Origin of the sequence: Streptomyces luteoverticillatus (genome assembly GCF_003970715.1) — a bacterium.
GTDB classification, from domain to species: domain Bacteria; phylum Actinomycetota; class Actinomycetes; order Streptomycetales; family Streptomycetaceae; genus Streptomyces; species Streptomyces abikoensis.
In genome coordinates, this window is sequence record NZ_CP034587.1 from 4,319,453 (window position 1) to 4,343,214 (window position 23,762).

General features: G+C 73.5%; 21 protein-coding genes and 1 tRNA gene. 10 read left to right on the forward strand and 12 right to left on the reverse strand.

Annotated features, from left to right (window positions below):
• Positions 1-56: 56 nt before the first annotated feature.
• The 3 genes from EKH77_RS19205 to EKH77_RS19215 form a co-directional block, all read right to left on the reverse strand.
• Positions 57-1,685, reverse strand: coding sequence for a transporter (locus tag EKH77_RS19205; RefSeq protein ID WP_126915574.1), 1,629 nt, complete (start codon positions 1,683-1,685; stop codon positions 57-59).
• Complete coding sequence (locus tag EKH77_RS19210; protein WP_240667420.1) at positions 1,682-2,488, reverse strand: ABC transporter ATP-binding protein; 807 nt, start codon at positions 2,486-2,488, stop codon at positions 1,682-1,684. The genes EKH77_RS19205 and EKH77_RS19210 overlap by 4 nt, the downstream gene beginning before the upstream one ends.
• Positions 2,489-2,691: 203 nt before the next feature.
• The gene (locus EKH77_RS19215) at positions 2,692-3,360 is read right to left on the reverse strand and encodes a bifunctional DNA primase/polymerase (protein WP_126915575.1); all 669 of its coding nucleotides are present in this window, start codon (positions 3,358-3,360) and stop codon (positions 2,692-2,694) included.
• 368 nt (positions 3,361-3,728) lie between these two features.
• On the opposite strand from EKH77_RS19215, the gene EKH77_RS19220 reads away from it, so the two are divergent.
• The 4 genes from EKH77_RS19220 to purU all read left to right on the forward strand — a co-directional run bounded on the left by EKH77_RS19220 (position 3,729) and on the right by purU (position 8,641).
• A complete protein-coding gene (locus EKH77_RS19220; RefSeq protein WP_126915576.1) occupies positions 3,729-5,117 on the forward strand; it encodes a transcriptional regulator in 1,389 nt (462 codons plus the stop codon).
• 472 nt (positions 5,118-5,589) lie between these two features.
• Positions 5,590-7,086, forward strand: coding sequence for a hypothetical protein (locus EKH77_RS19225; RefSeq protein WP_126915577.1), 1,497 nt, complete (start codon positions 5,590-5,592; stop codon positions 7,084-7,086).
• Between the two features lie 166 nt (positions 7,087-7,252).
• Positions 7,253-7,696: an SCO4402 family protein gene (locus EKH77_RS19230; RefSeq protein WP_126918159.1), complete on the forward strand. Its 444-nt coding sequence runs from the start codon at positions 7,253-7,255 to the stop codon at positions 7,694-7,696.
• 81 nt (positions 7,697-7,777) lie between these two features.
• Positions 7,778-8,641: a formyltetrahydrofolate deformylase gene (gene purU / locus EKH77_RS19235; RefSeq protein ID WP_126915578.1), complete on the forward strand. Its 864-nt coding sequence runs from the start codon at positions 7,778-7,780 to the stop codon at positions 8,639-8,641.
• Positions 8,642-8,727: 86 nt separating this feature from the next.
• Here the strand turns inward: purU and EKH77_RS19240 are convergent, their stop codons facing one another.
• On the reverse strand, positions 8,728-9,933 hold the full coding sequence (locus EKH77_RS19240; RefSeq protein ID WP_126915579.1) for a maleylpyruvate isomerase N-terminal domain-containing protein: 1,206 nt from the start codon (positions 9,931-9,933) through the stop codon (positions 8,728-8,730).
• A complete protein-coding gene (locus tag EKH77_RS19245) occupies positions 9,930-10,496 on the reverse strand; it encodes a sigma-70 family RNA polymerase sigma factor (protein ID WP_126915580.1) in 567 nt (188 codons plus the stop codon). The genes EKH77_RS19240 and EKH77_RS19245 overlap by 4 nt, the downstream gene beginning before the upstream one ends.
• A 397-nt stretch (positions 10,497-10,893) precedes the next feature.
• Between EKH77_RS19245 and EKH77_RS19250 the strand changes: the two genes are divergently transcribed.
• Positions 10,894-11,268: an STAS domain-containing protein gene (locus EKH77_RS19250; RefSeq protein ID WP_126915581.1), complete on the forward strand. Its 375-nt coding sequence runs from the start codon at positions 10,894-10,896 to the stop codon at positions 11,266-11,268.
• Positions 11,269-11,440: 172 nt separating this feature from the next.
• On the opposite strand, the gene EKH77_RS19255 is transcribed toward EKH77_RS19250, so the two are convergent.
• The 3 genes from EKH77_RS19255 to EKH77_RS19265 form a co-directional block, all read right to left on the reverse strand.
• Complete coding sequence (locus EKH77_RS19255) at positions 11,441-12,592, reverse strand: sensor histidine kinase (protein ID WP_417922832.1); 1,152 nt, start codon at positions 12,590-12,592, stop codon at positions 11,441-11,443.
• Positions 12,589-13,299 (reverse strand): response regulator, encoded by a 711-nt coding sequence (locus EKH77_RS19260; RefSeq protein ID WP_126915582.1) that lies wholly within the window; start codon positions 13,297-13,299, stop codon positions 12,589-12,591. Before EKH77_RS19260 ends, EKH77_RS19255 begins: the two co-directional genes overlap by 4 nt.
• Before the next feature lie 271 nt (positions 13,300-13,570).
• Complete coding sequence (locus EKH77_RS19265; RefSeq protein WP_240667421.1) at positions 13,571-14,959, reverse strand: helix-turn-helix domain-containing protein; 1,389 nt, start codon at positions 14,957-14,959, stop codon at positions 13,571-13,573.
• A 186-nt stretch (positions 14,960-15,145) separates the two neighbouring features.
• On the opposite strand from EKH77_RS19265, the gene EKH77_RS19270 reads away from it, so the two are divergent.
• Positions 15,146-16,408, forward strand: a complete 1,263-nt coding sequence (locus EKH77_RS19270) for an alpha/beta fold hydrolase (protein ID WP_126918162.1) — start codon at positions 15,146-15,148, stop codon at positions 16,406-16,408.
• Positions 16,409-16,546: 138 nt separating this feature from the next.
• Positions 16,547-17,869, forward strand: a complete 1,323-nt coding sequence (locus EKH77_RS19275) for a M64 family metallopeptidase (RefSeq protein ID WP_126915583.1) — start codon at positions 16,547-16,549, stop codon at positions 17,867-17,869.
• Positions 17,870-17,880: 11 nt separating this feature from the next.
• Here the strand turns inward: EKH77_RS19275 and EKH77_RS33385 are convergent, their stop codons facing one another.
• On the reverse strand, positions 17,881-18,561 hold the full coding sequence (locus tag EKH77_RS33385) for a TetR/AcrR family transcriptional regulator (protein WP_206279885.1): 681 nt from the start codon (positions 18,559-18,561) through the stop codon (positions 17,881-17,883).
• Between the two features lie 120 nt (positions 18,562-18,681).
• Here EKH77_RS33385 and EKH77_RS19290 point away from each other — a divergent pair, with 120 nt between their 5' ends.
• Together EKH77_RS19290 and EKH77_RS19295 are read left to right on the forward strand one after the other, a co-directional pair.
• Positions 18,682-20,157: an MFS transporter gene (locus tag EKH77_RS19290; RefSeq protein WP_126915584.1), complete on the forward strand. Its 1,476-nt coding sequence runs from the start codon at positions 18,682-18,684 to the stop codon at positions 20,155-20,157.
• Positions 20,158-20,196: 39 nt separating this feature from the next.
• Positions 20,197-20,628 (forward strand): VOC family protein, encoded by a 432-nt coding sequence (locus tag EKH77_RS19295; protein ID WP_126915585.1) that lies wholly within the window; start codon positions 20,197-20,199, stop codon positions 20,626-20,628.
• 57 nt (positions 20,629-20,685) lie between these two features.
• Here EKH77_RS19295 and EKH77_RS19300 read toward each other — a convergent pair whose 3' ends face one another.
• Positions 20,686-21,852: a winged helix DNA-binding domain-containing protein gene (locus EKH77_RS19300; protein WP_126915586.1), complete on the reverse strand. Its 1,167-nt coding sequence runs from the start codon at positions 21,850-21,852 to the stop codon at positions 20,686-20,688.
• 105 nt (positions 21,853-21,957) lie between these two features.
• Here EKH77_RS19300 and EKH77_RS19305 point away from each other — a divergent pair, with 105 nt between their 5' ends.
• The gene (locus EKH77_RS19305) at positions 21,958-22,461 is read left to right on the forward strand and encodes a GNAT family N-acetyltransferase (RefSeq protein WP_126915587.1); all 504 of its coding nucleotides are present in this window, start codon (positions 21,958-21,960) and stop codon (positions 22,459-22,461) included.
• On the opposite strand, the gene EKH77_RS19310 is transcribed toward EKH77_RS19305, so the two are convergent.
• Positions 22,427-22,499: transfer RNA gene (locus EKH77_RS19310), tRNA-Arg, on the reverse strand. The genes EKH77_RS19305 and EKH77_RS19310 overlap by 35 nt on opposite strands.
• A 121-nt stretch (positions 22,500-22,620) precedes the next feature.
• Positions 22,621-23,745, reverse strand: a complete 1,125-nt coding sequence (locus EKH77_RS19315; protein ID WP_126915588.1) for a hypothetical protein — start codon at positions 23,743-23,745, stop codon at positions 22,621-22,623.
• Positions 23,746-23,762 lie beyond the last annotated feature (17 nt).

Sequence of the window (23,762 nt, forward strand, 5' to 3'; positions counted from 1 at the left end):
ACGCCGAAACGCCGGAGGGGCTGGATCCGTCCAGCCCCTCCGGCGTCCCGAAGCAACTACCCCTTGCTCACCGCCGTGAGGATCTCCGGCAGGCGGTCCAGCATGCGCGGGGCCGCCAGGCGCAGGCCCGCCCAGGTCACCAGGACGCCGTAGCCCGCGCCCAGCGGCAGCACCGTCCACAGCCAGCCGTGGGCGCCCCCGAGGTGGAGGCCGATCGTGAGGGCGCCCAGGGGGGCGCACAGGACGGCGCCGATGAGGGCGCCCAGCATGCCGAACCAGGCGAGGGCGCCCTGGCCGGGGGCGACGTTCTTGAAGCCGCTGTCCTGGGGGATCGAGTACGGGGCCAGGACCGAGGCCAGGGCGCCGGTGGCGAAGAGGGCGCCCAGGAGGGCGAAGCCCAGGCCCAGGACCTCGGCCCAGTCCTGCCACCTGCCGGTGAAGTAGGCCGTGCCGGTGACCACGAGGGCCACGTACGGGACGGCGATCAGGGAGAAGGTCAGGGCGCGGGCGCGCAGTTCGGCGTAGGCGTCGCGGCGGGAGCCGATCGTCTGGAGGACCATCCAGAAGGCCGGGCCGTCCTGGCCGAACTGGTTGTACATCTGCAGGCCGAGCATGGTCGGCGCGAACATGGCGAACCAGATGTTGGACATGCCCTGTGCCGCGTTGACGATCGGCACCAGCGCGCCCACCGCGAGCCCGGAGACCCAGGAGGCCTTGGTCTTGGGGTCGCGCCAGATGTACCGCAGCGAGCGGTGCATGACGGTTCCCGTGCGGCCGGCGGGCAGCAGCCGGGCGAGGCCGGAGCCGCCGGCGCGGGCCTTCTCGGGCTTGGTGACGGAGGCCGCGCCGAGGGTGGAGGCGTCGCCGGCGGTCATCACCTTCGCCAGGCCGCGCTGCCACCACCACAGCACCGCGGCGAGCGCGACGACGGTCAGGGCCAGATCGGTGGCGGCCCGCCCGTACGCGCCGTCGCTCGCGGCCCGGACGGCGTCCAGCGTGGAGCCCGGCGGGATCCAGCGCAGGACGTCGGCCACGGACTCCAGCTTCGCCATGCCGGCGCCGTTGAGCTTCTGCATGGCGAGGCTGAACAGCTGTCCGCCCACCGCGATGATCAGGCCGCTCAGCAGGGCCAGGTCACGGCCCTTGCGGCTGGTCAGCAGCCGGACGTTGGCCGTGGCCACGGCCCGGGCCAGGGCCAGGCAGACCAGCAGGGCCAGGGGCACGGCCAGGACGCCGACGGCGAACGCGGCGGCGCCGTGGGCGCCGGCGATCACGGCACCGATCAGCACCGCCACCGTGAACCCGGGGCCGATGCCCACCAGGGCGGCGGCCAGCAGGCCCGCCAGCATCGGGGTGGGGCGCAGCGGCAGCATCACCAGCCGGGTGGGGTCCATGGTCTCGTCGCCGCCGGGGAAGAACAGCGGCATCACCGCCCAGCCGAACGCCAGCAGGGCCGCCGTGCAGACGGTCAGGGCGCCGACGTGGGCGTGGCCGCGCAGCGCGACGAAGCCGAGGAGCTGGAGCGCGGCGTAGAGGGAGACGAGGACGAGGGAGGTGATCCAGACGGCCTTGCGGCCGGAGGACTGCCGCAGTCCGTTGCGCAGCAGCGACAGCTTCAGGCGGACGAAGACGGCGGTGGTGGCGGGAATCGTGGAGGACCTTGAGGAGGTGGCCGCTGTGCTCATCGGGTGCCGCCGCCGAGCCAGTCGAGGTTGTCGTCGGCCGTGTTTCCGCGCATGCCGACGAGTTCCAGAAACGCGTCCTGGAGGGTCGGCGCGTCGCCGCGGACGTCCGCGAGGGGGCCGTGAGCGCGGATGCGGCCGCCGGCCAGCACCGCGACCCAGGAGCACAGCGACTCCACGAGCTCCATGACGTGGCTGGAGAAGACGACGGTGGCGCCGGAGGCGGTGTAGCGCTCCAGGACCTTGCGGATCGTCTGGGCGGAGACCGGGTCGACGCCCTCGAACGGCTCGTCGAGGAAGAGGACTTCGGGGTTGTGCAGCAGCGCGGCGGCCAGGCCGATCTTCTTGCGCATGCCGGTGGAGTAGTCGACGACGAGCTTGTTCTGCGCGCCCGCGAGGTCGAGGACGTCCAGGAGCTGGGTGGCGCGCTTGTCGACCTCGTCGCCGGGCAGGCCGCGCAGCCGACCGGTGTAGGCGAGGAGTTCACGCCCCGAGAGGCGCTCGAACATCCTCAGCCCCTCGGGCAGCACTCCGATGCGGGCCTTGACGGCGGCCGGGTCCTGCCAGACGTCGGCGCCGCCGATCTCCACCCGGCCCGAGTCCGGGCGCAGCAGCCCGGTGACCATGGAGAGGGTGGTGGTCTTCCCGGCGCCGTTGGGGCCGACCAGGCCCACGAACCTGCCCGCGGGTATCTCCAGATCGATCCCGGCGACCGCCACCTGCTCGCCGAACCGCTTCCACAGTCCCTCGACGCGGACCGCCGGTATGCCGGTCGTCCCGGTCCCGTTCGTCGCTTCCCGTCCCACGTGCTGTTCCTCAAATCCCCGAGTGCTGTTCCGGGGGACGGACTCCGCCCTGCCCCCCGGATCCACCCTAGAGGCGTGTCGAGGGGCGGGGACATGAGGTTTGTCAGGACTTCGCGGGCTGGACTTCGTGGGCAGGACTTCGCGGGGCGGGGCTTTCCGATGTCCGCCCGGTGCGCCGGTCGGCGCACCGGGCGGCGCACCGGTCAGCGGCAGCTCGCCGGGGCGGTGCCCCGTCCGCACGCGTACGCCAGGGCGCTGACGAGCTCCTCCGCGTCCGGCAGCCAGCGGTTGGCGGGCGTGGGCTGCCGGGCCCACTGGACCCGGCCCCGGTTGCCGATCCGGGTGGGGGGCGCGACCACATAGCTGCCCTCGCCGTGGGGGACCAGGTCCAGCGTGGCGGGGGACCAGCCGAGCCTGCGGGCGTGGTCGGCGACCTTCAGGGAGCCGCCGGGCAGGACGAAGAAGAGCATCCGGCGGAAGGGCGTGCAGGTGACCGGGCCGAGCTGGATCTCCATCCGCTCCATGCGGGCCAGCGCCAGGAAGCCCGCCGACTCGGAGACCTCGAGGGCGTCGAAGGTGCGGCCCGTGGGCAGCAGGATCGAGGCGCGGGGCTGCTTGCTCCACATCCGCCGGGCCGTGGACGCGCTCCCCGTGGCCTGGGAGGCCCAGTCGGGCCGGGCCGGGTGGGCGCCGGGCGCGGGGCACTCGTACTCCCCGCACGAGCAGCGCTCCCGTCCCTCGACGGCCTCCAGCCAGGTGCCCGGAAATACGTCCCAGTGCCGGTCCTCCGCGTATCTCCCGGCGGCGTCGAGCACGCGCTCGCCGCGTTGTTGGGGAATGTGCGGGGCTCCTACTCCGATGGTCTCTTCCACGTTCAACACAACTCCCCTTGACATCAGGGGTTACGGCGGGGACACGGGCCAGTTGCGGCTGCCGGCGACAGCACACGGGGCGCACGGATGCATGTACGGGGGCGCAGGCGAGGGTTCGCCGCCGCGAAGGGGTAGCCACCTGGGCGGCGGTTGACGGCACGGGCCATCGAGGTGGTGGTTCCGTTCGTGGACCGCCGCGATTGGCGCGAATACCGGCAAGTCCTGCATTCTCCGGATATCCAGGGGGCAAAGATCACGGGAGAGAGCGTTCACGGCCGAACCGGCTGTCCCGGCCGAACCGGTTGTTCCGCATCCGGCGGGACTCATCGCGAACGCATAGCGGTATCAGCAGTCTCAGGGGGTAAAGCATGGCCGCGAGGCCACTTGTGGCGCGGCAGCCTAACGAACGGCTGCAGGCGCTGATCCAGGAAGCCGGCTGCTCCAACGCCGGGTTGGCGCGCCGTGTGAACATGTGCGGCGCCGAGCACGGACTGGACCTGCGGTACGACAAGACGTCCGTGGCCCGCTGGCTGCGCGGCCAGCAGCCGCGCGGCCGGGCCCCCGCCGTCATCGCCGAGGCCCTCGGCCGCAAGCTGGGCCGCACGGTGACGATCGACGAGATCGGCATGGCCAACGGCAAGAACCTGGCCTCCGGCGTCGGGCTCCAGTTCTCCCCGACCGTGCTCGGCGCGATCGAGCAGGTCTGCGAGCTGTGGCGCAGCGACGTCGGCCGGCGCGACTTCCTCAGCGGCACCTCGGTGGCGTCCTCCGCGCTCGTCGAGCCCAGCCGCGACTGGCTGATCACCGCCGCCGACGCGCAGGTCGCCCGGAGCGCGGGGGCACGGGTCGGCATCGCCGACGTCGAGGCCGTCCGCGCCACCACGGAGGCCCTCGTCGAGCTCGACCACCGCTACGGCAGCGGGCACGTCCGCCCGGTGGTCGTCCACTACCTCAACAGCGTCGTCTCCGGCCTGCTCGCCGGCTCCTACCGGGAGGCGGTCGGGCGCGAGCTCTTCGCGGCCGTGGCCCGGCTGACGGAGCTCGCCGGCTACATGGCCGTCGACACGGGCCAGCCCGGGCTCGCCCAGCGCTACTACATCCAGGCGCTGCGGCTCGCCCAGGCGGCCGGCGACCGGGGCTACGGGGGGTATGTGCTGGCCGCCAGCATGAGCCACCTCGCCGCGTCGCTCGGCAACCCACGGGAGATCGCGCAGCTCGCGAAGGCCGCGCAGGAGGGGGCGCGGGGGCATGTGCCGCCCCGCGCGGAGGCGATGTTCTACGCCGCCGAGGCGCGCGGGCACGCGCTGCTCGGCGACGCGCGCTCCTGCCAGGTCGTCGCGAGCCGGGCCGTCTCGCGGCTCGAAGCCGCCGACAGCGGCCGGGAGTCGGGGGACGAACCGCCGTGGATCCGCCACTTCGACCAGGCGTACCTCTCGGACGAGCTGGCCCACTGCCACCGTGACCTGGGCCAGGCCGAACCGGCGCGGCGCCACGCCGAGGAAGCGCTCGCCGCGCACCCGCCGGGCCGGGTCCGCCGCCGGGCGATCGACCTGCTGCTCCTGGCCACGGCGCATGTGCAGCAGAGGGAGGTGGAGGAGGCGGTCGCCACCGGCAGCCGGGCCCTGGAACTGCTGGGCACGCTGCGGTCCAACCGGGGTGCGGAGTACCTGGACGACTTCCAGCAGCGGCTGGAGCCGTACCGGGACGAGCCGGTGGTACGGGAGTTCGGGGCGCGGATGGAGATGCAGGCGGCGTAGTCGGATGCCGGGCGGGTGGTTCGCGGGTGAGCCGGCCCGTCCGGCGTTTGAGGACACGGCGCAGCAGCCCGTCCGGCGTTTGAGGACGGCTCCCACAGGGGGGCGTTTCGGGGCGAACGGGCGGCGCATGGCCGACCGCCCGCAGGACCCGGTAGCGTGAGCCGCCGGTCCCGTAAGTCCCGTTACAGCCTGAGGAGTCCCGGTGACGCAGAGCGGACAGGGAAACGAGCCGCAGCGCCCTGCGGCCCCGCCCGCGCCGCCAGTTCGGCCTGCCCCCGATTGGGGCACGCCCTGGCCCACGGCCGGTGCCCCTCTCCCGCCGGAGAACCCGCCCTCGGGCGGTGGGGCCGGCGCGCCCGCGATACCGGAGATTCACGGGATACGCGAGATACGTGAGGAGCCGGAGATATCCGGTATACCCGGCGCGGGTCCTGGACACTCCGGTCCCGAATCCGCTGCCGAGGCCACGCAGTTGCTGCCCTCGCACCCGGGCAACCCGCCGGCCGTCGGTGGCCACAGCTCCTATGGGGACGCGGAGGCCACGGCCTTCCTGCCGCCCATGACCGGGGCCGGTGCCGGTACCGATGCCGCCACCCAGTACCTCCCGCCCGTCATGGGCAACGGGGGCCCCACGGTCCCCATGGCAGCCGAAGCGGCCACCCAGTACCTGTCGCCCGTGCCGCCCGTCCCCGGCGCGGACTCCGCCGCCGCCACGCAGTACCTCCCGCCCGTCGTCAACGAGCGGGACGAGCCGTCCCCCGCGCACACGGCGAACGCCGAGGCGGCGACCACCCTCATGCCGCCCGTGCCCCCGGCCGGGTCCGCGCAGTCACCCGCCACGGACTCCGCCGCCGTTCCGCCGCCCGCCGCGCCCACCACTTCCACGCCCACGCCCGCCACGCCCTTCTCGGTGATGGCCCGGCCCGGGGAGCGCCCGCCGCCCGCCGAGTTCGACACGCTGTTCCGCTCCGCGACGCCCACGCAGCAGCTGCCGCCCGTACCGCCGGGCGGGTCCGTCCCCTCGTCCTTCCCCGGGCAGCCGCAGGCGTCCCACGGCGCGGCCGGCGGTTCGTACGGCTATCCCCCGAGCGCCCCGAACTCCACCGGTTTCCCGAACTCACCGGGCTTCCCGAACTCCACTGGCTTCCCGAACTCCACCGGCTTCCCGGGCGCCCCGAACTCACCCGGCCCGCAGGGCCACCGGGGCGGTCTCGGCATGCCGGGAATGCCGGGTGCGCCCGGTGCCCCGGCGGCGCCGGGCGGCGGCCACGGCGGGCCGCGTCCGGCGGGCCGCAAGAAGTCCCCGGCCGTGGTGATCGCGGCCGTCGTCGCGGGCTGTGCCGTCGCCGGGCTCGGCGCGGGCGCGCTGCTCAGCGGCGGGGACGACAACGGCGGCGACCAGCAGAACGCCGCGGCCGCGAGCCCGGCGACGACCGCCCCCTCCGCCGCCGCGTCGGCCAAGCCCGCGGACACCCCCAGCGCCACGCCCTCGCCGTCGGCCAAGACCGACGACCCGGCGGCGGCGCAGGCCAAGGCGCTGGACGCGTTGCTGAAGGACAGCAACAACAGCCGGGACGCGGTCATCAGAGCCGTGGACGCCACCCGGAACTGCAAGGACCTCGACAAGTCCGCCGCCGACCTGACCGGCGCCGCGGGCGAGCGCAACGCCCTGGTCACCCGGCTCGGGCAGACGCCCACGGACAAGCTGTCCAACAGCGCGGCCCTCACCGCCCAGCTGACGAAGGCGTGGCAGTCGTCCGCCTCGGCGGACAGCCACTACGCGGCCTGGGCCCGCCAGGCCAAGGGCAAGAAGGGCTGTGTGAAGGACCACGCCCTGCCGACGCGTGACAGCGCGGACGGCGACCGTGCCAGCGCCGACGCCACGGCCGCGAAGAAGAAGGCGGCCGACCTGTGGAACCCGATCGCGCGGCAGTACGGCCTGACGCCGCACGACTGGACCCAGCTGTGAGCCGACGGCGCGATAGGGCGGGGCGCGGCCGGTGATCGCCCGGGAACGGGATCTCGCGGAGCGGTGAACGTCGGGGCCGGGCCACGGCACGGCGCACGGGAACGTACGATCGATTGTTGTGCAGGGTTCAGAGAAGTCTTCCCGTCGCGGCCGCCGCTCGACCACCATGGGCGGTATGCCGCTCAATGACATGCCGTGGTGGCGCTGGCGTGCGAACGTGCGCTCGGCGCTGCACATGCTCTCGGACCCGGTCTTCCAGCAGGAGTGCTGGGTGGCCGGCCGGGAGGGGTACGGGGATGTGACCGACGCCGTCTACCGCCTGGTCGAGGACACCTGGCTGGACAACTGGTCGGCCGAGAAATACGTCGGCACGGTCTTCCGGGACTCGGGAGAGGCCGCGCTCGTCGACGTCGCCGTGCTGCGTGTGCTGCGGATCATGCACCAGGTCGGGGCGGACGCGCCGGCGTCCGCGTATCTGGGGCACCACGGCTGGCCGGAGGCCGTCCGGGCCGCCCGCGAGGCCCATGTGCGGCTGGCCGTGGGCGACGGCCACGACCCGGACGCGCCGCCGCCCCCGCTGGCGGTGCTGGAGCTCGCGACGCGGTACTGACAGGGTTCCGGCGAGGTACCGAACGGGCGCCGACGGGCACCGGGCTCCGGCAGGGTCCCGGGTGTGCGACGCTATTGGGCTATGACCACCGAACAGCCCCAGCAGTACGTCCTCACCCTCTCCTGCCCGGACAAGCAGGGCATCGTCCACGCGGTGTCCAGCTATCTCTTCATGACCGGCTGCAACATCGAGGACAGCCAGCAGTTCGGTGACCGCGACACGGGCCTGTTCTTCATGCGCGTCCACTTCGGCGCCGACGCGCCGGTGACGCTGGAGAAGCTGCGGGCGAGCTTCGCGGCGGTCGGGGACTCCTTCCAGATGGACTGGCAGATCCACCGGGCCGACGAGAAGATGCGCATCGTCCTGATGGTGTCCAAGTTCGGGCACTGCCTCAACGACCTGCTCTTCCGCTCCCGGATCGGTGCCCTCCCGGTGGAGATCGCCGCGGTGGTCTCCAACCACACGGACTTCGCCGAGCTCGTCGGCTCCTACGGCGTCCCCTTCCATCACATCCCGGTGACGAGGGAGAACAAGGCGGAGGCCGAGGCGCGGCTGCTGGAGCTCGTCCAGGCGGAGAACGTCGAGCTGGTCGTCCTCGCCCGCTATATGCAGGTGCTCTCCGACGACCTCTGCAAGGCGCTGTCCGGCCGGATCATCAACATCCACCACTCCTTCCTGCCGAGCTTCAAGGGCGCGAAGCCGTACCACCAGGCGCACGCGCGCGGTGTGAAGCTGATCGGTGCCACCGCGCACTATGTGACGGCCGACCTCGACGAGGGCCCGATCATCGAGCAGGAGGTCGAGCGGGTGGGCCACGAGGTCACCCCGGAGCAGCTCGTCGCCGTCGGCCGCGACGTCGAGTGCCAGGCGCTGGCCCGTGCCGTGAAGTGGCACAGCGAGCACCGCGTCCTGCTGAACGGCACCCGCACGGTCGTCTTCGCGTGATTCCGCTCCCTCCCTCGGCCCGGGCGGGCCGAGGGAGGGAACAGGAGCGGGTTCAGGGGCGGGTTCAGGAACGGGTCAGCGGCGTGTCACAGCCGTGACAGTGATGCCGCCGCGTACAGGACGTCGCGCACGGCTTCCTCGTCGCCGAGCGAGCCCGCCGCCGCTTCCTCCGGCGGGACATGGCCCGCGGCCAGCCGGCAGAACTCGACCCCGTCCAGCGCCACATGTGCCACCTCCCCCTCGGGGGTCCCGGTCGCCCCGGGGGAGTCCAGGGCGATGTACCAGTGTCCGCCACCCCGCCCCTCGATCTCCAGATGGAGTGCGCGCCCCGGGGCGCCCGCCACCACCAGGCCGCGCGCCGGTGGTGCGAGGCCGGCGCGGCGCCGGGCGGCTATCGCGCCGGGCAGCATCCGGGCCGCCAGGTCGATCATGCCGTTGAGGTGGGCCGGCGACGGCGGTGCGTAGGGGTAGTCGACGGCCTCCGCGATGTCCCCCGCGTGCGTCCAGCACTCGAAGGCCCGGTCCAGGAAGGCGTCGCGCAGGGGCAGCGCGAACGGCCCGTAGTCCACGGGGAGCTCCGCGGCGGCTTCGCCCGCGAAGGAGACCGTCCGTATCAGCGTCTGCTCCTGGTCGCGCCACGCGGACCGGACGGAGGCGGGCGTCCGGCCGCCCGGCTCCGCCGCCCACAGGGCTTCCGTCCGCTCCTCGGGCGACGCCCCGCGCAGCGGGTCCGCCATGCCGAGCGCGCCCGCAACGATCGTGTCCACCGCGGTGAGATGGCCGATGACATCCGCCACCGTCGCCTCGCGCGTGGCCGGGGAGCGCCCGTCGAACCACCCGAGCCGTACCGGGGCGCGCCATTCCGTCTCGCCGATGTCGCGCAGCAGCGCGTCGAGCCGGGAGGCCTCCGCCTCGTAGGGGGCGGCCCACTCGGGGACCGGGATCCGCGCGGGCCTGCGGTTGAGCGCCCCGGCCAGCACCCGGGCACGCAGCCCGGGGTCGAGGTCGAGGCTGTCCTCGGGGTGGAGCAGCGCGACGGCGTCGCGCAGCCGGACGGCCTCGTCGGCGCAGGGCGCGCAGTCGGTCAGATGGGCCTCGACGGCGGCGGTCTCCTCGGCCGAGCAGGCGGCCAGCGCCCAGGCGCCGAGCAGTGACTTGAGCAGCGGGTGGGAGCGGACGATCGGTGTCGCGGACCGGCCCGCGCCGCCCTCCACGGCGGCGCGCTGCGCGGGACTGTGCGACCCGGGCACGTCGTGCCCGCCGTCCTCGCCCGGTCGGGGTGCGGTGCTCATCGCAGCGCCGCCCCACCGCCGGGCGGCGAGACCGCGCGCGGTCCCTCATGGGCCGTGGACAGCAGTTGTAAACCCAGCCGGAGTCTGCGCCGCGCCTCGTCCTCGGTGACGCCGAGCCGTACGGCGGTCTGGCGGTAGTCGAGGCGGCGGAAGTAGGCGAGATCCAGCGCGGCCCGCAGGGGAGCGGGCATGGACGTGACGATGTAGTCCGCGCGGGCGGCGGCGCTCGCGGCGCGCACCTTCTCCTCGATCTCGGCCGCCGGGCGTTCCTCGTCGGCCTCCGCGCGCCGCAGGCTGCTGACGGCCTGCCGGTGGGCCAGGCCGGCGATCCAGGAGCGCAGGGGGCCCTCCCGGGGGTCGAACTCCTCGGGGTGCTCCCAGATATGGCCGAAGACCTCGCGCGTGACGCGGTCGGCCCCGGCCTCGTCGCCCAGGACGCGGTGGGCGAGGCCGTGCACGAGGGAGGCGAAACGGTCGTAGAGCTCGCCGAGGGCCGCCGCCTCGCCGTGCGTGAGGCGCTGCTGCATCCTGCGGTCCCAGCGCGGTGGCGCGTCGTTCGTCATTGGCCCGGCCCCCTTACGTACGCACTGCTGTACGCCCTCACGCCGAATGTAACGGGAGGGTCCGACAGCGCACGAGCGGTTGGGATGAATCCCGGAAAGACGCCGCCTGATCCATATCGCGTGTGGTATTGGCGCGGTCACCATGTGTGCATGATCCACCCAACTGGCGATCGGGGTCGATCGTACGTGCACGAATGTGCCGATGTGTTATGCGGGTGTGACCGGATCTATGGGGATGAAGGGTTCGAGCTGGGCATAGGCTCATCAGTGGTCGGCTTGTACCGCGTACGAGACCGCGGTGTTTCACTCGGCGCCGCACGGGGGAAGCGCCAGGCAGCCATACCGCGGAAGGGTCCATTCCATAGGAACGACAGACCGAGTGAAGGGGCTCGAGCGCGTGACGTTGAAGGTGGTGGAGCACGAGCGGGGGGAGTGGGCCGTGCTCCGGGTCTGCGGCGAGATGGATCTGGTGACCTCCCCGTCGGTGCGGCAGCACGTGCACGAGGCTGTCGCGGACGGGCGGCGGAGTCTGGTGCTCGACCTCGCGGAAGTGCGGTTCTGCGACTCCAGCGGCGTGGGCGTGCTGATCGCCGCCCGCCGGCTGATGCGCTCCTGCCAGGGGCGGCTGCGGCTGATCCTGCCCGCCCAGGGCGCGGTGGACGGCTCGCACGTCAACAGGGTGCTCGCCGCGCTGGGGGTGCGCAGGCTCTTCGAGGTCTACCCCGATCTGGACAGCGCGACCGAGGAGAGCACGGACCCGCTGTCTGCCTGACCCGTCGTCCGTCTGCCTGACCCGTCGTCATCGGCACGTCCTGCTGCCCCTCGGACGGGTGAATCGTCGAATCGTCAACAAACCAGCTGACGGTGGCACCGGCCCGGGTGATTCACCGGGTGATTCACCGAGTGGTTCACCGGGTGATTCGTCGAGTGGTTCAGCGAGTGGTTCAGCGGTCCGTCGACGGGAAGCGGGCTCGTACGGCGAATCCGCCCTCGCCCGTCGCACCCGCCTCCAGCGTCCCGCCGAGGCTCTGCGCCCGCTCGCGCAACCCCACCAGGCCGTGCCCCCCGCCGGGCAGCTCCGGAGCCGGGACCGCCGCGTCCGCCGGGCCGTTGCGGACCTCGACCACCAGCTCCCCCGGCTCCTCCGTCACCCGCACCAGCACCTTCGCCCCGGGCGCGTGCTTGCGCACATTGGTCAGCGCCTCCTGGACCGTGCGGAACGCCGCCCGCTCCACGGCCTCCGGGCGCTCGGCGCCGGGGTCGGAGCCGTCCTCGAAGGCGACGTCGAGGGCGCTCAGCTCGATCAGCCGGGGCAGGTCGGACAGCCGGGGCTGCGGTGTGAGCTCCTCGGTGTCGGCCCCGGCGGCGCGCAGGATGCCCACCATGTGCCGCAGTTCGTCCAGGGTCCGCACCGACAGCTCACGGATCGTCCGGGCGCCCTCGCGGGCCGCGGCGTCCCCCGTGCTGATCTGCACGGCCCCCGCCTGGAGGCTGATCAGGCTGACCTGGTGGGCGACGACGTCGTGCATCTCCCGGGCGAGCCGCGCGCGTTCCGTGGCCAGCACCCGGTCGGCCAGCAGCCGGTCCTCCCGGGCGCGGCTGCGCGTCAGCTCGTCGAGCCGGGCGACCAGCTCCCGGCGGGCCCGGGTGAGCAGGCCGAAGGCGATGGGCGTGGTGGCCACCACGATCGAGTCGAGCAGATTGACGCCCGCCTCGCGGCGGTCGGCCAGCGCCAGCTCGGACACCGGGTACGGCAGGAACTGCGCGGCGGCCATCAGCAGCCCGGCGCCGCCCAGCAGCCACTTGTCGGCGCGCGGCCTGGCCGTGCGCCGCACCGCCAGCGTGTAGAGCGCGAACATGGGCGCGATCCAGATGTACGCGTAGTACATCCCCGGCAGCGTCGCCAGGAAGACCGGCGCGGGGAACCGGCGGCGCCACAGCAGCGCCACCGCCGCCAGCAGCGACATCCACAGCGAGAACCGCGGGGTGACGCCGTTGACCAGCAGCGCGTCCCCGGCCGCGAACAGCGCGGGCCCGGCCACCGCCGCCCAGTCGGGCACGCGGGACGGCAGGGCGGCGCGCCACGGCGTCGTCACGGCCGCCCGTCCCCGTCTCTCCCGCCCGCCCCGGCCCCCGGGGACCCGCCGCGCGCGCCCGGGCCCGTGGTCACCAGCCCCGCCCGGTCGGCGACGATCGCGGCCTGGACGCGGTTGATCCCGCCCAGCTTGCCGAGGACCGCGCGCACATGGTCCTTGACCGTGCTGGGCGCCAGCCCCATCCGCTCGGCGATCTGCGGATTGGCCAGCCCCGCGCCGAGCAGCCCCAGCACCTCGCGCTCGCGCGGGGTCAGCCCCCGCACGGCCTCGGCGGCCGTGCTCTCGGCCTCGGCGGCGAGATAGCCGCCGATGACGGCGTGGGTCACGCCCGGGTCCAGGACGCTCCCGCCGCCGGCGAGCGTGCGCACGGCCCGCACCAGCTGCTCGGGGTCGGTGTCCTTGAGCAGGAAGCCGGCCGCGCCCGCGCGCAGCGCGGCGGCGAGGTACTCCTCGGTGTCGAAGGTGGTGAGCATGGCGACGCGCGGCGGGTCGGGGGCGGCCCGCAGCGCGCGCAGCACCGTCAGGCCGTCGACGTCCGGCATCCGGATGTCGAGGAGCACGACGTCGGGGGCGTGCGCGGCGACGGTGGCCACGGCCTCGCCGCCGCCGCAGTCCGCGACCACCTCGATGTCCGGGGCCGTGCCCAGGATCATCCGCAGCCCGGACCGGACGAGCTGTTCGTCGTCCACCACCGCCACACGGATCACGGTCCGCTACCTCTTCCCTCGTCCACCGGGGCCGTCGGCGGCCCCGCCCCTCCAGCCTGCCGCACCGGCGGCGGCCGCCGGAGCCCGGGGCTCCGCCCGCGGGCCGGACGACCCCCGCCGACCGGCGGGGGGTGAACCGGGACCCGGGACGGATGGACGTTCCGGCACCCGGGCGGCAGAGTGCAGTCCATGCTGCACCATGCGGCTCACGGTCGCAGGCCGCCGCACCCCCCGGCGGCGGCCTGTCCGGGCCGGTCGGGCCGTACCGTTCTCAGATCCGCCCCACAGGCCACTGCGGCGGAGCCTTCGGCGCCGGTCCCAGCGTGGTGGTGCCCGGCGCCGCCCGGTGCCCCAGCCCCGTCCGGTACGCGTCCAGCGCCGCCTCCGTCCGCCCCGTGCGCCGCAGCAGGTCGCCCAGCAGCCGGCACAGGTCGGCGAGGTCGCCCGCCGCGCCGGTGCGCTCCAGCAGGGACAGCGCGGCGCAGTAGTGCTCCTCGGCGGCGTCCGTGTCGCCCCTGTCCTCGGCGATGAGTCCCAGCAGCCGGTGCGCCCCGCCCGCGTGGACGGCGCCCCGCTCGGCGCCGAGCGCCGTGGGCGCGAGCAGGGGGCGCAGCAGCTCCTCCGCCTCCGGCGCCTTGCCCCGGCGCCGCAGCACGTCCGCGAGCTCCACCTCCACCTGCACGGTGAACAGCGGGGCGCGCTTGGACGCCAGCATGTCGCGGGCGGTGCGCAGTTCGCTCTCGGCCTTGCGCAGGTTGCCGTCCTGCGCGTGCACATAGCCGCGCATCCAGTGGCAGTGGGCGAGTTCGGTCCGTATGCGCAGCTGCTGGTAGAGCTCCTGGGCCTTGGCGAGGGAGGCGTCGGCGTCGGCGATGCGGCCCTCGGCGATGAGGCTGCGGGCCACGCCCCGGTGCATGGCGGCGACGAGCGCCGGGTCGTCCACCTGGGGTGCGAGCGCCAGCGCGAGCTCTGCGGCGTGCGCGGCGCGGGCGTGCGCTCCCATGTCCATGTAGGGCGCGATGGAGGCGGTGTAGAGGAGGAGCAGGGCGTCGGGGTCGTGCATCCCGGAGGCGTTGAGCTCGTCGAGGGCGGTCTCCAGGAGGTAGCAGGAGTAGCGCAGTTCGCCGGCGAGGAGGTGGGCGGTGGCGCGGCCGCGCAGGGCGGGCACGCGGCGCGGCAGCGGCTGGTCGGCGAGGAGGGCCTCGGCGTCGGCGAAGAGGTCGCGGGCGGCGGTGAGGTCGCCGCTCTCCAGCGCGCAGTCGCCGAGCCCGAGGACGGCGGCGGACTCCTCGTTCACGAGTGAGAGCGCCGCCGCCTCGGCGCGCAGGGCGCGGAAGAGCGCGGCGGCGTCCTCGGCGTCGCCGGTGGCCAGGGTGCGCCGGGCGTCGGTCAGCCGCATCCGCAGTTCGGTGGCCAGGTGGGGCGGGCGGCCGGTGGTCAGCTCCTCGACGGTGGTGCCGAGCCGCCCGGCGAGATGGCGCAGGGCGGTCTCGGAGGGCCGGACCCGGCCGGCCTCCAGGGTGGAGATGTAGGCCGCCGTGTAGGCGGGCTCGGCCAGTTGTTTCTGGGTGAGCCCTTTCTCGGTCCGCAGCCGCAGGACGCGGCGGCCGATGTCGGAGGGCTCGTCCGCCCGTATGCCGTGGGTGCTGTTCTCGGCCACTTCCGCCCCTCGGTACATTGCGCCGTGATTCAAGCCGTACGTTAAATCTGCTTACGTGAGGATGTAATCGTGCCGCCTGTGCCGTCCGTGCCGCCCATACCGAAGACCACCGGAAACGGTGACACCACGAACACCGGGCCCATCCGGGCCTCCGCGGCGGGCACGGTCCGCCAGCCCGGTCTCGCCATGACCGATCACTTCTTCGACGTACCGCTCGACCACGCCCGTCCCGGCGGGGAGCGTATCCGGCTCTACGCCCGCGAGGTCGTCGCCGCGGGCCGGGCCCGGGAGGACCTGCCCTGGCTGGTCTTCCTCCAGGGCGGGCCGGGCTTCCCCGCCGGCCGGCCCGTGGGCCGGGAGAACTGGCTGGACCGCGCGCTGGAGGAGTACCGCGTCCTCCTGCTCGACCAGCGCGGAACCGGCCGCTCCACTCCCGCCAACCGGCAGACGCTGCCCCTGCGCGGCACCCCCGAGCAGCAGGCGGCGTATCTCGCCCACTTCCGGGCCGACTCCATCGTCCGCGACTGCGAGTACATCCGGCCGCGGCTGACCGGCGGCCGGCCCTGGAGCGTCCTCGGGCAGAGCTTCGGCGGCTTCTGCGCGGTCAGCTACCTGTCGTACGCGCCGGAGGGCCTGGCCGAGGTGATGATCACCGGCGGGCTGCCCTCGCTGGACGGCGACGCGGACGCCGTCTACCGCGCCGCCTACCCGCGCATGGAGCGCAAGACGCTGGCCCACTACGCCCGTTACCCGGACGACGAGACGGTGGCCCGGCGCATAGCGGAGCACCTGGCGGAGACGGAGGAGACGCTCCCGGACGGCTCCGTGCTGACCGTGGCGGCGTTCCAGCAGCTCGGCATCCTCCTGGGCACCGGCGACGGCTCCCACCGGCTGCACTACCTCCTGGAGGACGCCTTCGTGCCGACGGCCGCCGGACCGCGGCTGTCGGACGCCTTCGGCGAGCAGGTCGCGGCGGTGCTCTCGCGCACCGCCAGCCCGCTCTACACCCTCCTCCATGAGGCCATTTATGCCCAGGACGGGCGCGCGACGCACTGGTCCGCCGAGCGCGTCCGCGCGGAATTCCCGCAGTTCGAACGCCACTTCGAGCCCGGGGGGCGTTTCCTGTTCACCGGCGAGACCGTCCACCCCTGGATGCTGGAGACCCAGCCCGCCCTCCGCCCCCTGCGGCGCACCGCCGAACTCCTCGCGGAGCGCGAGGGCTGGACCCCGCTCTACGACGCGGACAGGCTCGCCCGCAACACCGTGCCGGTCGCGGCGGCCGTCTACCACGACGACCTCTACGTGGACACCGAGCACTCCCTGCTCACGGCCCGGTCGATCGCGGGGCTGCGGACCTGGGTCACCGACGAGTACGAGCACGACGGCGTGCGCGCGGGCGGCCGCGTGGTGCTGGACCGGCTGCTGGGGCTCGTCCGGGACGAGGTGTGATCACCCCTGGGTAGCGGTCCCCTTCGTTTCCCGTCACATCCATTGTCATGAACCTCCCGAGCCTCTACGTTGAGCGGCGCCTTAACGCGACTTAACCCGCCACTTAATCGGCGGGTTTCGGTTCGGGAGGAACCCCCCATGCACTCGTACAGACGCATATCCCTGGCGACGGGCGCGGCCTTACTGACCGCGCTCGCCGCCGCTCCGCAGGCCACCGCCATTGGTGCCGCTCCGGCGCCCAAACCCACCCAGCGGGTGGAGTACTTCACCGAGCCCGGCGGCCACCCCCACCACAGGACCGTCCCGGCGTCCCCCACCCCGCCCCGCTCCCTCGCCCCGTCCGCCCCCGCCGCCCCGTCCGTCAAGGGCGACGGCGTCGTGACCTCGGTCGTCAACAACGGCCCCATCGGCACCAAGCTCGACGTCGTCTTCATCGGTGACGGCTACACCGCCTCCCAGCAGGAGGTCTTCCACGCGGCCGTGCGCGCCAAGTGGGCGAAGATGTCGGCGGTCGAGCCCTACGCCTCGTACCGGAACCTCTTCAACGTCTGGGCCGTGGACGCCGTTTCGCGCGACTCGGGCGTCTCCGGCGACCCGGCGCAGGGTGTGAAGCGGGACACCGCCCTCGGCTCGGGCTTCTTCTGCGACGGGGTCGAGCGGCTGCTGTGCGTCGACACCGGCAAGGTCGAGTCGTACGCCGCCAAGGCGCCCGCCGCCGATCTGGTCGTGGTGCTCGCCAACTCCACCAAGTACGGCGGGGCGGGCTACAACGACGTCGTCTCCAAGGTCGGTTACGACGGCATCGCCACCGCCTCCTCCGACAACGACCGCTCCGACCAGATCGCCGTCCACGAGACCGGTCACTCGCTGGGCAAGCTCGCCGACGAGTACCAGTACGACGAGTACGGCACCTACACCGGCGCCGAGCCCCGCGACGTCAACATCAGCACGCTCGACGCGGACCGGATGGGCGCGCAGCGGACCAAGTGGTACCGCTGGCTCGGGCAGCAGTCACCGGACGGTGGCACGGTCGGGTCCTTCGAGGGTGGCGGCTACTACCCCAAGGGCCTCTTCCGCCCCACCGAGAACTCGATCATGCGGTCGCTGGGGCGGGAGTTCAACCTCGTCGGCCGTGAGGCCATGATCGCGGGCTTCTACCGCCACGCGAGCGTGCTGACCGCCGCCGACGGAACGGCGGCCACCGGTACGACGGTCGGGCGCGGCGCGCGCGTCGGCGTCCGGCTGCCCGTCGCGACGAGCACCGTCCACTGGTACGTCGACGGCCATGAGGTCGTCTGGTTCCGGGGGAAGACCACGGTCGTGCCGGCCGCCGTGGGCGTGCCCCGCGACGGCCGTACGCACACGCTGACGGCCCGTGCGGTCGACCGCACGGACGCGGTGCGCGACCCGGAGCTGGCCAAGCGGCTGCGCGGCGAGCTGTCGTGGAAGGTCGCGGGCTGAGCCTTTAGCGCTTACGAGGGCTCGGCGTCGAGGACGTGCGAGCCCTCGTAGGCGTGGGCGAGCCGGGAGAAGCCCAGGTCGAGGGCCTCGGTGGCGACGGCACGCACCCGCTCGACGGGCTCGTCCGCCACCAGGGCGGTGTGCAGCACCTCGTAGGCCCGTTCCCCGGCGGCGACGGCCAGCGCGGCGAACAGCTCCAGCTCGGCCCGGCTGGCCCCTGGAGCCCGTTCCGTCAGCAGCTCGGTGAGCAGCCGCTGCCGTTCCCTGCCCATCGGCAGATAGCCGCTCATCAGCGTGGGGCTGCCGCGCAGCACCCGGGCGAAGACCCGCCCGGTGTCGATCCGGTCCGGGTCGAGGACCAGCTCGACGCCGTGGGCGTAGAAGTCCCGTACGGCCGCGAGGAGCTCGGCGCCGGTCCGGGCCGGGGCGACGGCGTCCGGCAGGCCCTCCCTGAACTCCTCGCGGCGGCTGAAGAAGATGTCCTCCTTCGACGCGAAGTGCGTGAAGACCGTCGCCGGCGCCACATCGGCCTCCGCCGCGATCCGCGTGAGCGTCACCGCCTCGAAGCCCTGCTCGGCGAAGAGCCGGAAGGCCGCGTCGGAGATGGCGCGGCGGGTCCGCTCCCTTTTGCGACCGCGCATCCCCGTGGTGGCGGTCGTCCCCGTGGTGGCAGTCGGCGTGGCCTTGGTCATGACGCCAAGAATAACCACCTGACCGGCAGAAGTAGAGGTGCTATATTTTTATAGCGTCTCTAGTTTCGGGCTTCCCGCTCGCTTCCGATGTCTCGCTTCCGATGTGGTGAGGACACACCCATGCACACCGCCGCCGCTCCCCGGCGGACGGAGGACGGCCCGGCGGCCGCCCCCGGCCCGCGCTCCACCGCCGCGATCCTGGCCATCGCCTGCGTCGCCCAGTTCATGGTCATCCTCGATGTGTCGATCGTTAATGTGGCGCTGCCGTCCATGGGGTCCGAGCTCCACCTCGACGGCGCGGGCCAGCAGTGGATCGTCAACGCCTACACCCTCGGCTTCGCCGGGCTGCTGCTGCTCGGCGGCCGGCTGGCCGACCTCGTCGGCACCAAGAAGGCCTTCCTGACCGGCGTGGCCGCCTTCACCGCCGCCTCCCTCGCGGGCGGCTTCGCCACCGACGGCGGCCTGCTGATCGCCGCCCGCGCGGTGCAGGGCGTCGGCGGCGCCGTCCTCGCGCCCGCCACCCTCACCCTGATCATGACGACCTTCACCGAGCCCGCCGCCCGCACCCGGGCCATGGGCGCCTGGAGCGCCGTCATGGCCGCCGGCGGCGCCGTGGGCGCCGTGATCGGCGGCGTCCTCACCGAGTACGCGGGCTGGCGCTGGGTACTGTTCGTCAACGTGCCCATAGGCGTCGCCCTGCTGGCCGCCGCGCTCCTCTACGTCCCGGCCGCCGCCTCCGGCGGGGGCGGGCTGCGCCGTCTCGACCTGCCCGGCGCGGTCACCGTGACGGCCGGGCTGACCGCCCTCGTCTACGGCATCGTCGCCAGCGAGACCCACGCCTGGGGCTCGCCCCAGGTGTGGGGGCCGCTCGTGGCGGCCGCCGCGCTGCTGGCCGCCTTCGTCGCCGTCGAGGCCCGCGTCGCCCACCCGCTCGTACCGCTGCGCGTGCTGCGCCGCCGGGCCGTCGCGACCGCGAACCCGGTCGTGGTCGTCATCGGCGCGGCCATGTTCTCGATGTGGTTCGTGCTCTCCCTGTACTTCCAGCGCGGCCTCCACTACAGCCCGATCCGCGCCGGCCTGTCCTTCGTGCCGGGCTCCCTCGCGATCATCCTGGGCGCCCGCATAGCCACCCGCTTCATCGGCCGCACCGGGCCGCGCCCGCTGCTCGTCGGCGGCATGGCGATGAGCACGGTCGGCTTCCTCTGGCTCTCGCGCGTCAACGCGACCGGCGGCTACACCACCGACGTCCTGGTGCCGTTCGTGCTGGCCACCCTCGGCACGGGCCTCGCCACCATGCCCGCCACGGTGGCCGCGACCGCCGGTGCCGACCGCGCCGAGGCCGGGCTCGCCTCGGGCCTCGTCAACACCTCCCGGCAGGTCGGCGGAGCCGTCGGCCTCGCCGTCGTCGGCACCGTCGCCGCGCACGTCACCGCGGACCGCCTCGCCTCCGGCACGCACGACGTCGCCGCCGCGCTGACCGCCGGCTACGGCAGGGGACTGCTGGTCGCCGCCCTGTTCGCCGCGTGCGCGGCGCTCGGCGGCCTCGCCCTGCCGGGCAGGCCGGCGCGACAGACCTCCTCGCGACAGACCTCCTGACCATCTCGTTCCACCAGCCCTCGAACGGAAGGATCCGTCATGGCAAACGAGTTGAACCACATCATCGTCCACGTCAAGGACCGTCGGCAGAGCGCGGCCTTCGTCTCGGAGCTCATGGCCGCCGAGGCCCCCCTCGACTGGGGCCACTTCACCCAGATCACCAGCTCCAACGGCGTCGGCATCGACTTCTGCGACGACCTCGTGGCGCCGGCCGAGCTCAACCCCAGCCACCTCGCCTTCCTCGTCACCGACGGGGAGTTCGACGCGATCCTCGGCCGGATCACCGAGCGCGGGCTGCCCTACTACCCCGACCCGCTGATGAGGGCCGAATCCGTGGGCACGATCAACCACGAGTACGGCGGCCGGGGCCTCTACCTCCGCGACCCGGGCGGCACGGTCGCGCTGGAGTTCATGACCACGCCGTACGGGGACGAGCCGACCAAGCGCCCGACGCGCCGCTCGGACGTCTGAGCGCCGGACGTCTGAGTATCGGACGTCCGAGCGCCGGACGTCCGGCGCCCGGCCGAGTCACCGCACCAGCTCCCGCTCCAGCGGCGTACGGAACCGGGGTGTGACGCGCACGTCCCCCAGCCACGCGGCCAGCCGCCCGGCCTCGGCCTCGACGGCGGCGGCCGCGTCACGTCCCGGGTCCGCCAGGGCCCGCCAGACGATCTCGCCGTTCGCCCGCTGGGCCCAGCCGCCGACGATCCGGCCGTTCCACCACACCGTGGGCCCGATGTTCCCCGCGCGGTCGAAGAGGAAGGGGACGTGCTCCGGGTCCAGATACCAGTCGCGCTCCCGCCAGCCCATGGCCGTCGGGTCCAGACCGGGCAGCAGCGCCGCCCAGTCGCCGGCGGGTTCGACGGGCTCGAGATCGTCCGGTAGCGCTACCCCCGGCCCCCGGTCGAGCCGCACGCCCACGGCGCCCGTGTCGGCCAGGGCGGCCCGGGTGTCCCGCAGCGACCAGCCCGTCCACCACTTCAGATCCGCCTCGGTCGACGGCCCGTACGACGCGAGCCAGCGCCGCACCAGCTCCGCCCGCGCCTCCTGCTCGGGCAGCTCGGGGATACGGGGCGCGGGCGCCCACGAGTAGAGGCTGCTCGTCCAGGACCCGCGCGGCCGGGACCGCCGTACGTGCCCGTCCGACGCCAGCAGCCGCAGCACCCGGCTGCCCACGCTCTGCCGCGACTCGTACGGCTTGCCCGGCGACGTCGTGATCTTCTCCTGGAGCGCGGGCACGTCCTTGGCCAGCTCGGCCGTCGTCGCCTCCCCGCGCGCGGCGAGCGCCGCCAGCGCCGCCTCCTCGGCCTCGGCGAGCCGCCGCTCGTCCCACGCCTCCCCGAGGGCCTTCAGCAGCCCGGCCCGCTCGCGCCTGGCGATGCCGCGCGCGGTGGAGAACTCCACACAGGGGGCCACCTCGGTGCTCACGGCGAAGATCGTGCGCCGCATCGACAGCAGCTTGATCAGTGTCACGTCGTCGTACAGCCCCCGCTCCACCTCGGCCGGGTCCGGCTCGACGAGCCGCGCGCAGGCGGACAGATAGACGGTCGCCGCGTCGGTGGCGTGCAGCCCGACGAGCGCGTCGGCCACGTCCTCGACGGCGGCGGCCCGGTGCGCGGACGCGAGAAGGTGCCGGCTGCCGAGCCGGGCACGCCGCGCGTCGTCACTGATACGGGGGAGGGCGCTGCTGCTCATGGGGGTGAAGGTAGACGGGATTTAGGACAGATGCTGTCCTAGCGTGTCCCAGGGCGTGGGAAATGCGGGTGCGTGAACGCGTGCGGGGCTGAGACCGTGCGCCGTATGGCCGACGCGAACACTGTGATCATCCGCCGCGCCGAGCCGGCCGACGCGGCCGGAGCCGCCGAGGTGTGGCTGCGCTCGTACGCCGCCGCCCTCCCGGCCGTCCGCCGGGCGCACTCGGACGACGAGGTGCGGGCATGGTTCCGCTACGTCGTCGTGCCCGAGCGCGAGACATGGGTGGCGGAAGGGGAGGACGGGACGATCGTGGGGGTGATGGTCCTCCAGGGCGGCCATCTCGACCAGCTCTACCTGGCCCCCGAGCGCCGGGGTGAGGGTCTGGGCGACCGCTTCGTCGCCCTGGCCAAGGAGCGCCGCCCCGAGGGCCTGGAGCTGTGGACCTTCCAGGTCAACACCCCGGCCCACCGCTTCTACGAACGGCACGGCTTCACGGCGGCGGAGCGCACGGACGGCGGCGGAAACGAAGAACGGGAGCCGGACGTTCGATACGTCTGGCTCCCGTCGAAGAGAGTGCGCTCGGCAGGATTCGAACCTGCAACCTCTTGATCCGTAGTCAAGTGCTCTATCCGTTAAGCTACGAGCGCTCGGCGTCCCGGTCGGCGTTTCCGCTGGCCGGTCGGCGTTGCGGGAACAACTGTACATGAATTTTTCCCCTGCTCTTGACGCCTGCCCTTGACGCCCGCGCCCGCGCTCCTGCGGTCCGCCTCACTCCTGGGCGTCGAAGGTCCCGGCGTCCCGGCCGACGAGCCAGCGCCCGGCCGGGACGTAGGAGGCCAGGTAGTAGGTGGCCTCCGCGGTGAAGGTCGTGGGGAAGAGCCGCGGGCCGTTGAGCCGGAGCCGGTCCACCGCCCACCGCTCGTTCTTGATCTTCTCCGCCAGTTCGTCGCGCTCGGCGGGGTCCGTGAGACCGGCGAGCTCCGCCTCCGCTTCGGTGATCTTGACCTCCGCCTCGGCGATGTTCCGGTCGATGTAGGCGGGCAGCCTGTCGGGCTTGTAATCCGGTACGACGCTGTAGTCGACGATCCGCGGGAATTCGGTGGGTGCCGCGGCGAGCCGGGCCGTGTCGACGTAGTGCGTGATCCGCGCCAGCGGCGCGGGATCCCAGCGGGCGGTGCCGGAGACCTCGGTGGCGCCGGGGATGTCCGCGCCCGGGGTGTCCCATGCGAGGACAGTCGGATCGGCCGCGAGCGCCACGGGCGGGTGGGCGGTCAGGGCGGCCTCGTAGCGGGCGGCGCGGCCGGAGGCGGTACGGCCTTGCATGGCCTGGCGGAGCGGGGCCTCCACCTCGTTGAGGTGGGTCTTGTTGGCCTTCGCGGTGCCCATGAAGATGTTCTGATCGGTGTTGTTGGCACCGGCCACGAAGTCGCCGTTGATCGCGTGCATGGCCGTGGCCACCTGCGGCCGGTTCTCGTGCAGGAGGTACTGGTCGATGAGCCGTATCTCCTCGAAACCCTTCGGGTAGCCCGGCTCGGACCCGCCGCCGGTCTGCCGGAACAACTGCTCGATCCGTACGTCGTTGCCCGTGGTGCATCCCTCGGGGTAGGTGAGCCCCCGGAAGCCGAGCGTGTCCAACGGGCCGAGGGAGGCGACGGAGAGGTCCTGAGGCGTCGCTGCACGGCGGAACGGCGCGAACCGCCGCCCCACAGTTGCTCCCGAGGCGCCCGAACGTGCGACCAGCGCCGCGACCGCCGTTCCGCCCGCCGTCCGGTGCAGGGCCGTCACCGTGGCGACGAGCCCACCGGGTGCGGGCGAGGCGGCGGCGACGGTCGCGGCTGTCCCGCCGGTCCTCCGTGACGCGGTGGCCGTTCGCCGGGCAGGGGTCCTGGGCACGGTGCGCTCCTCGCTCG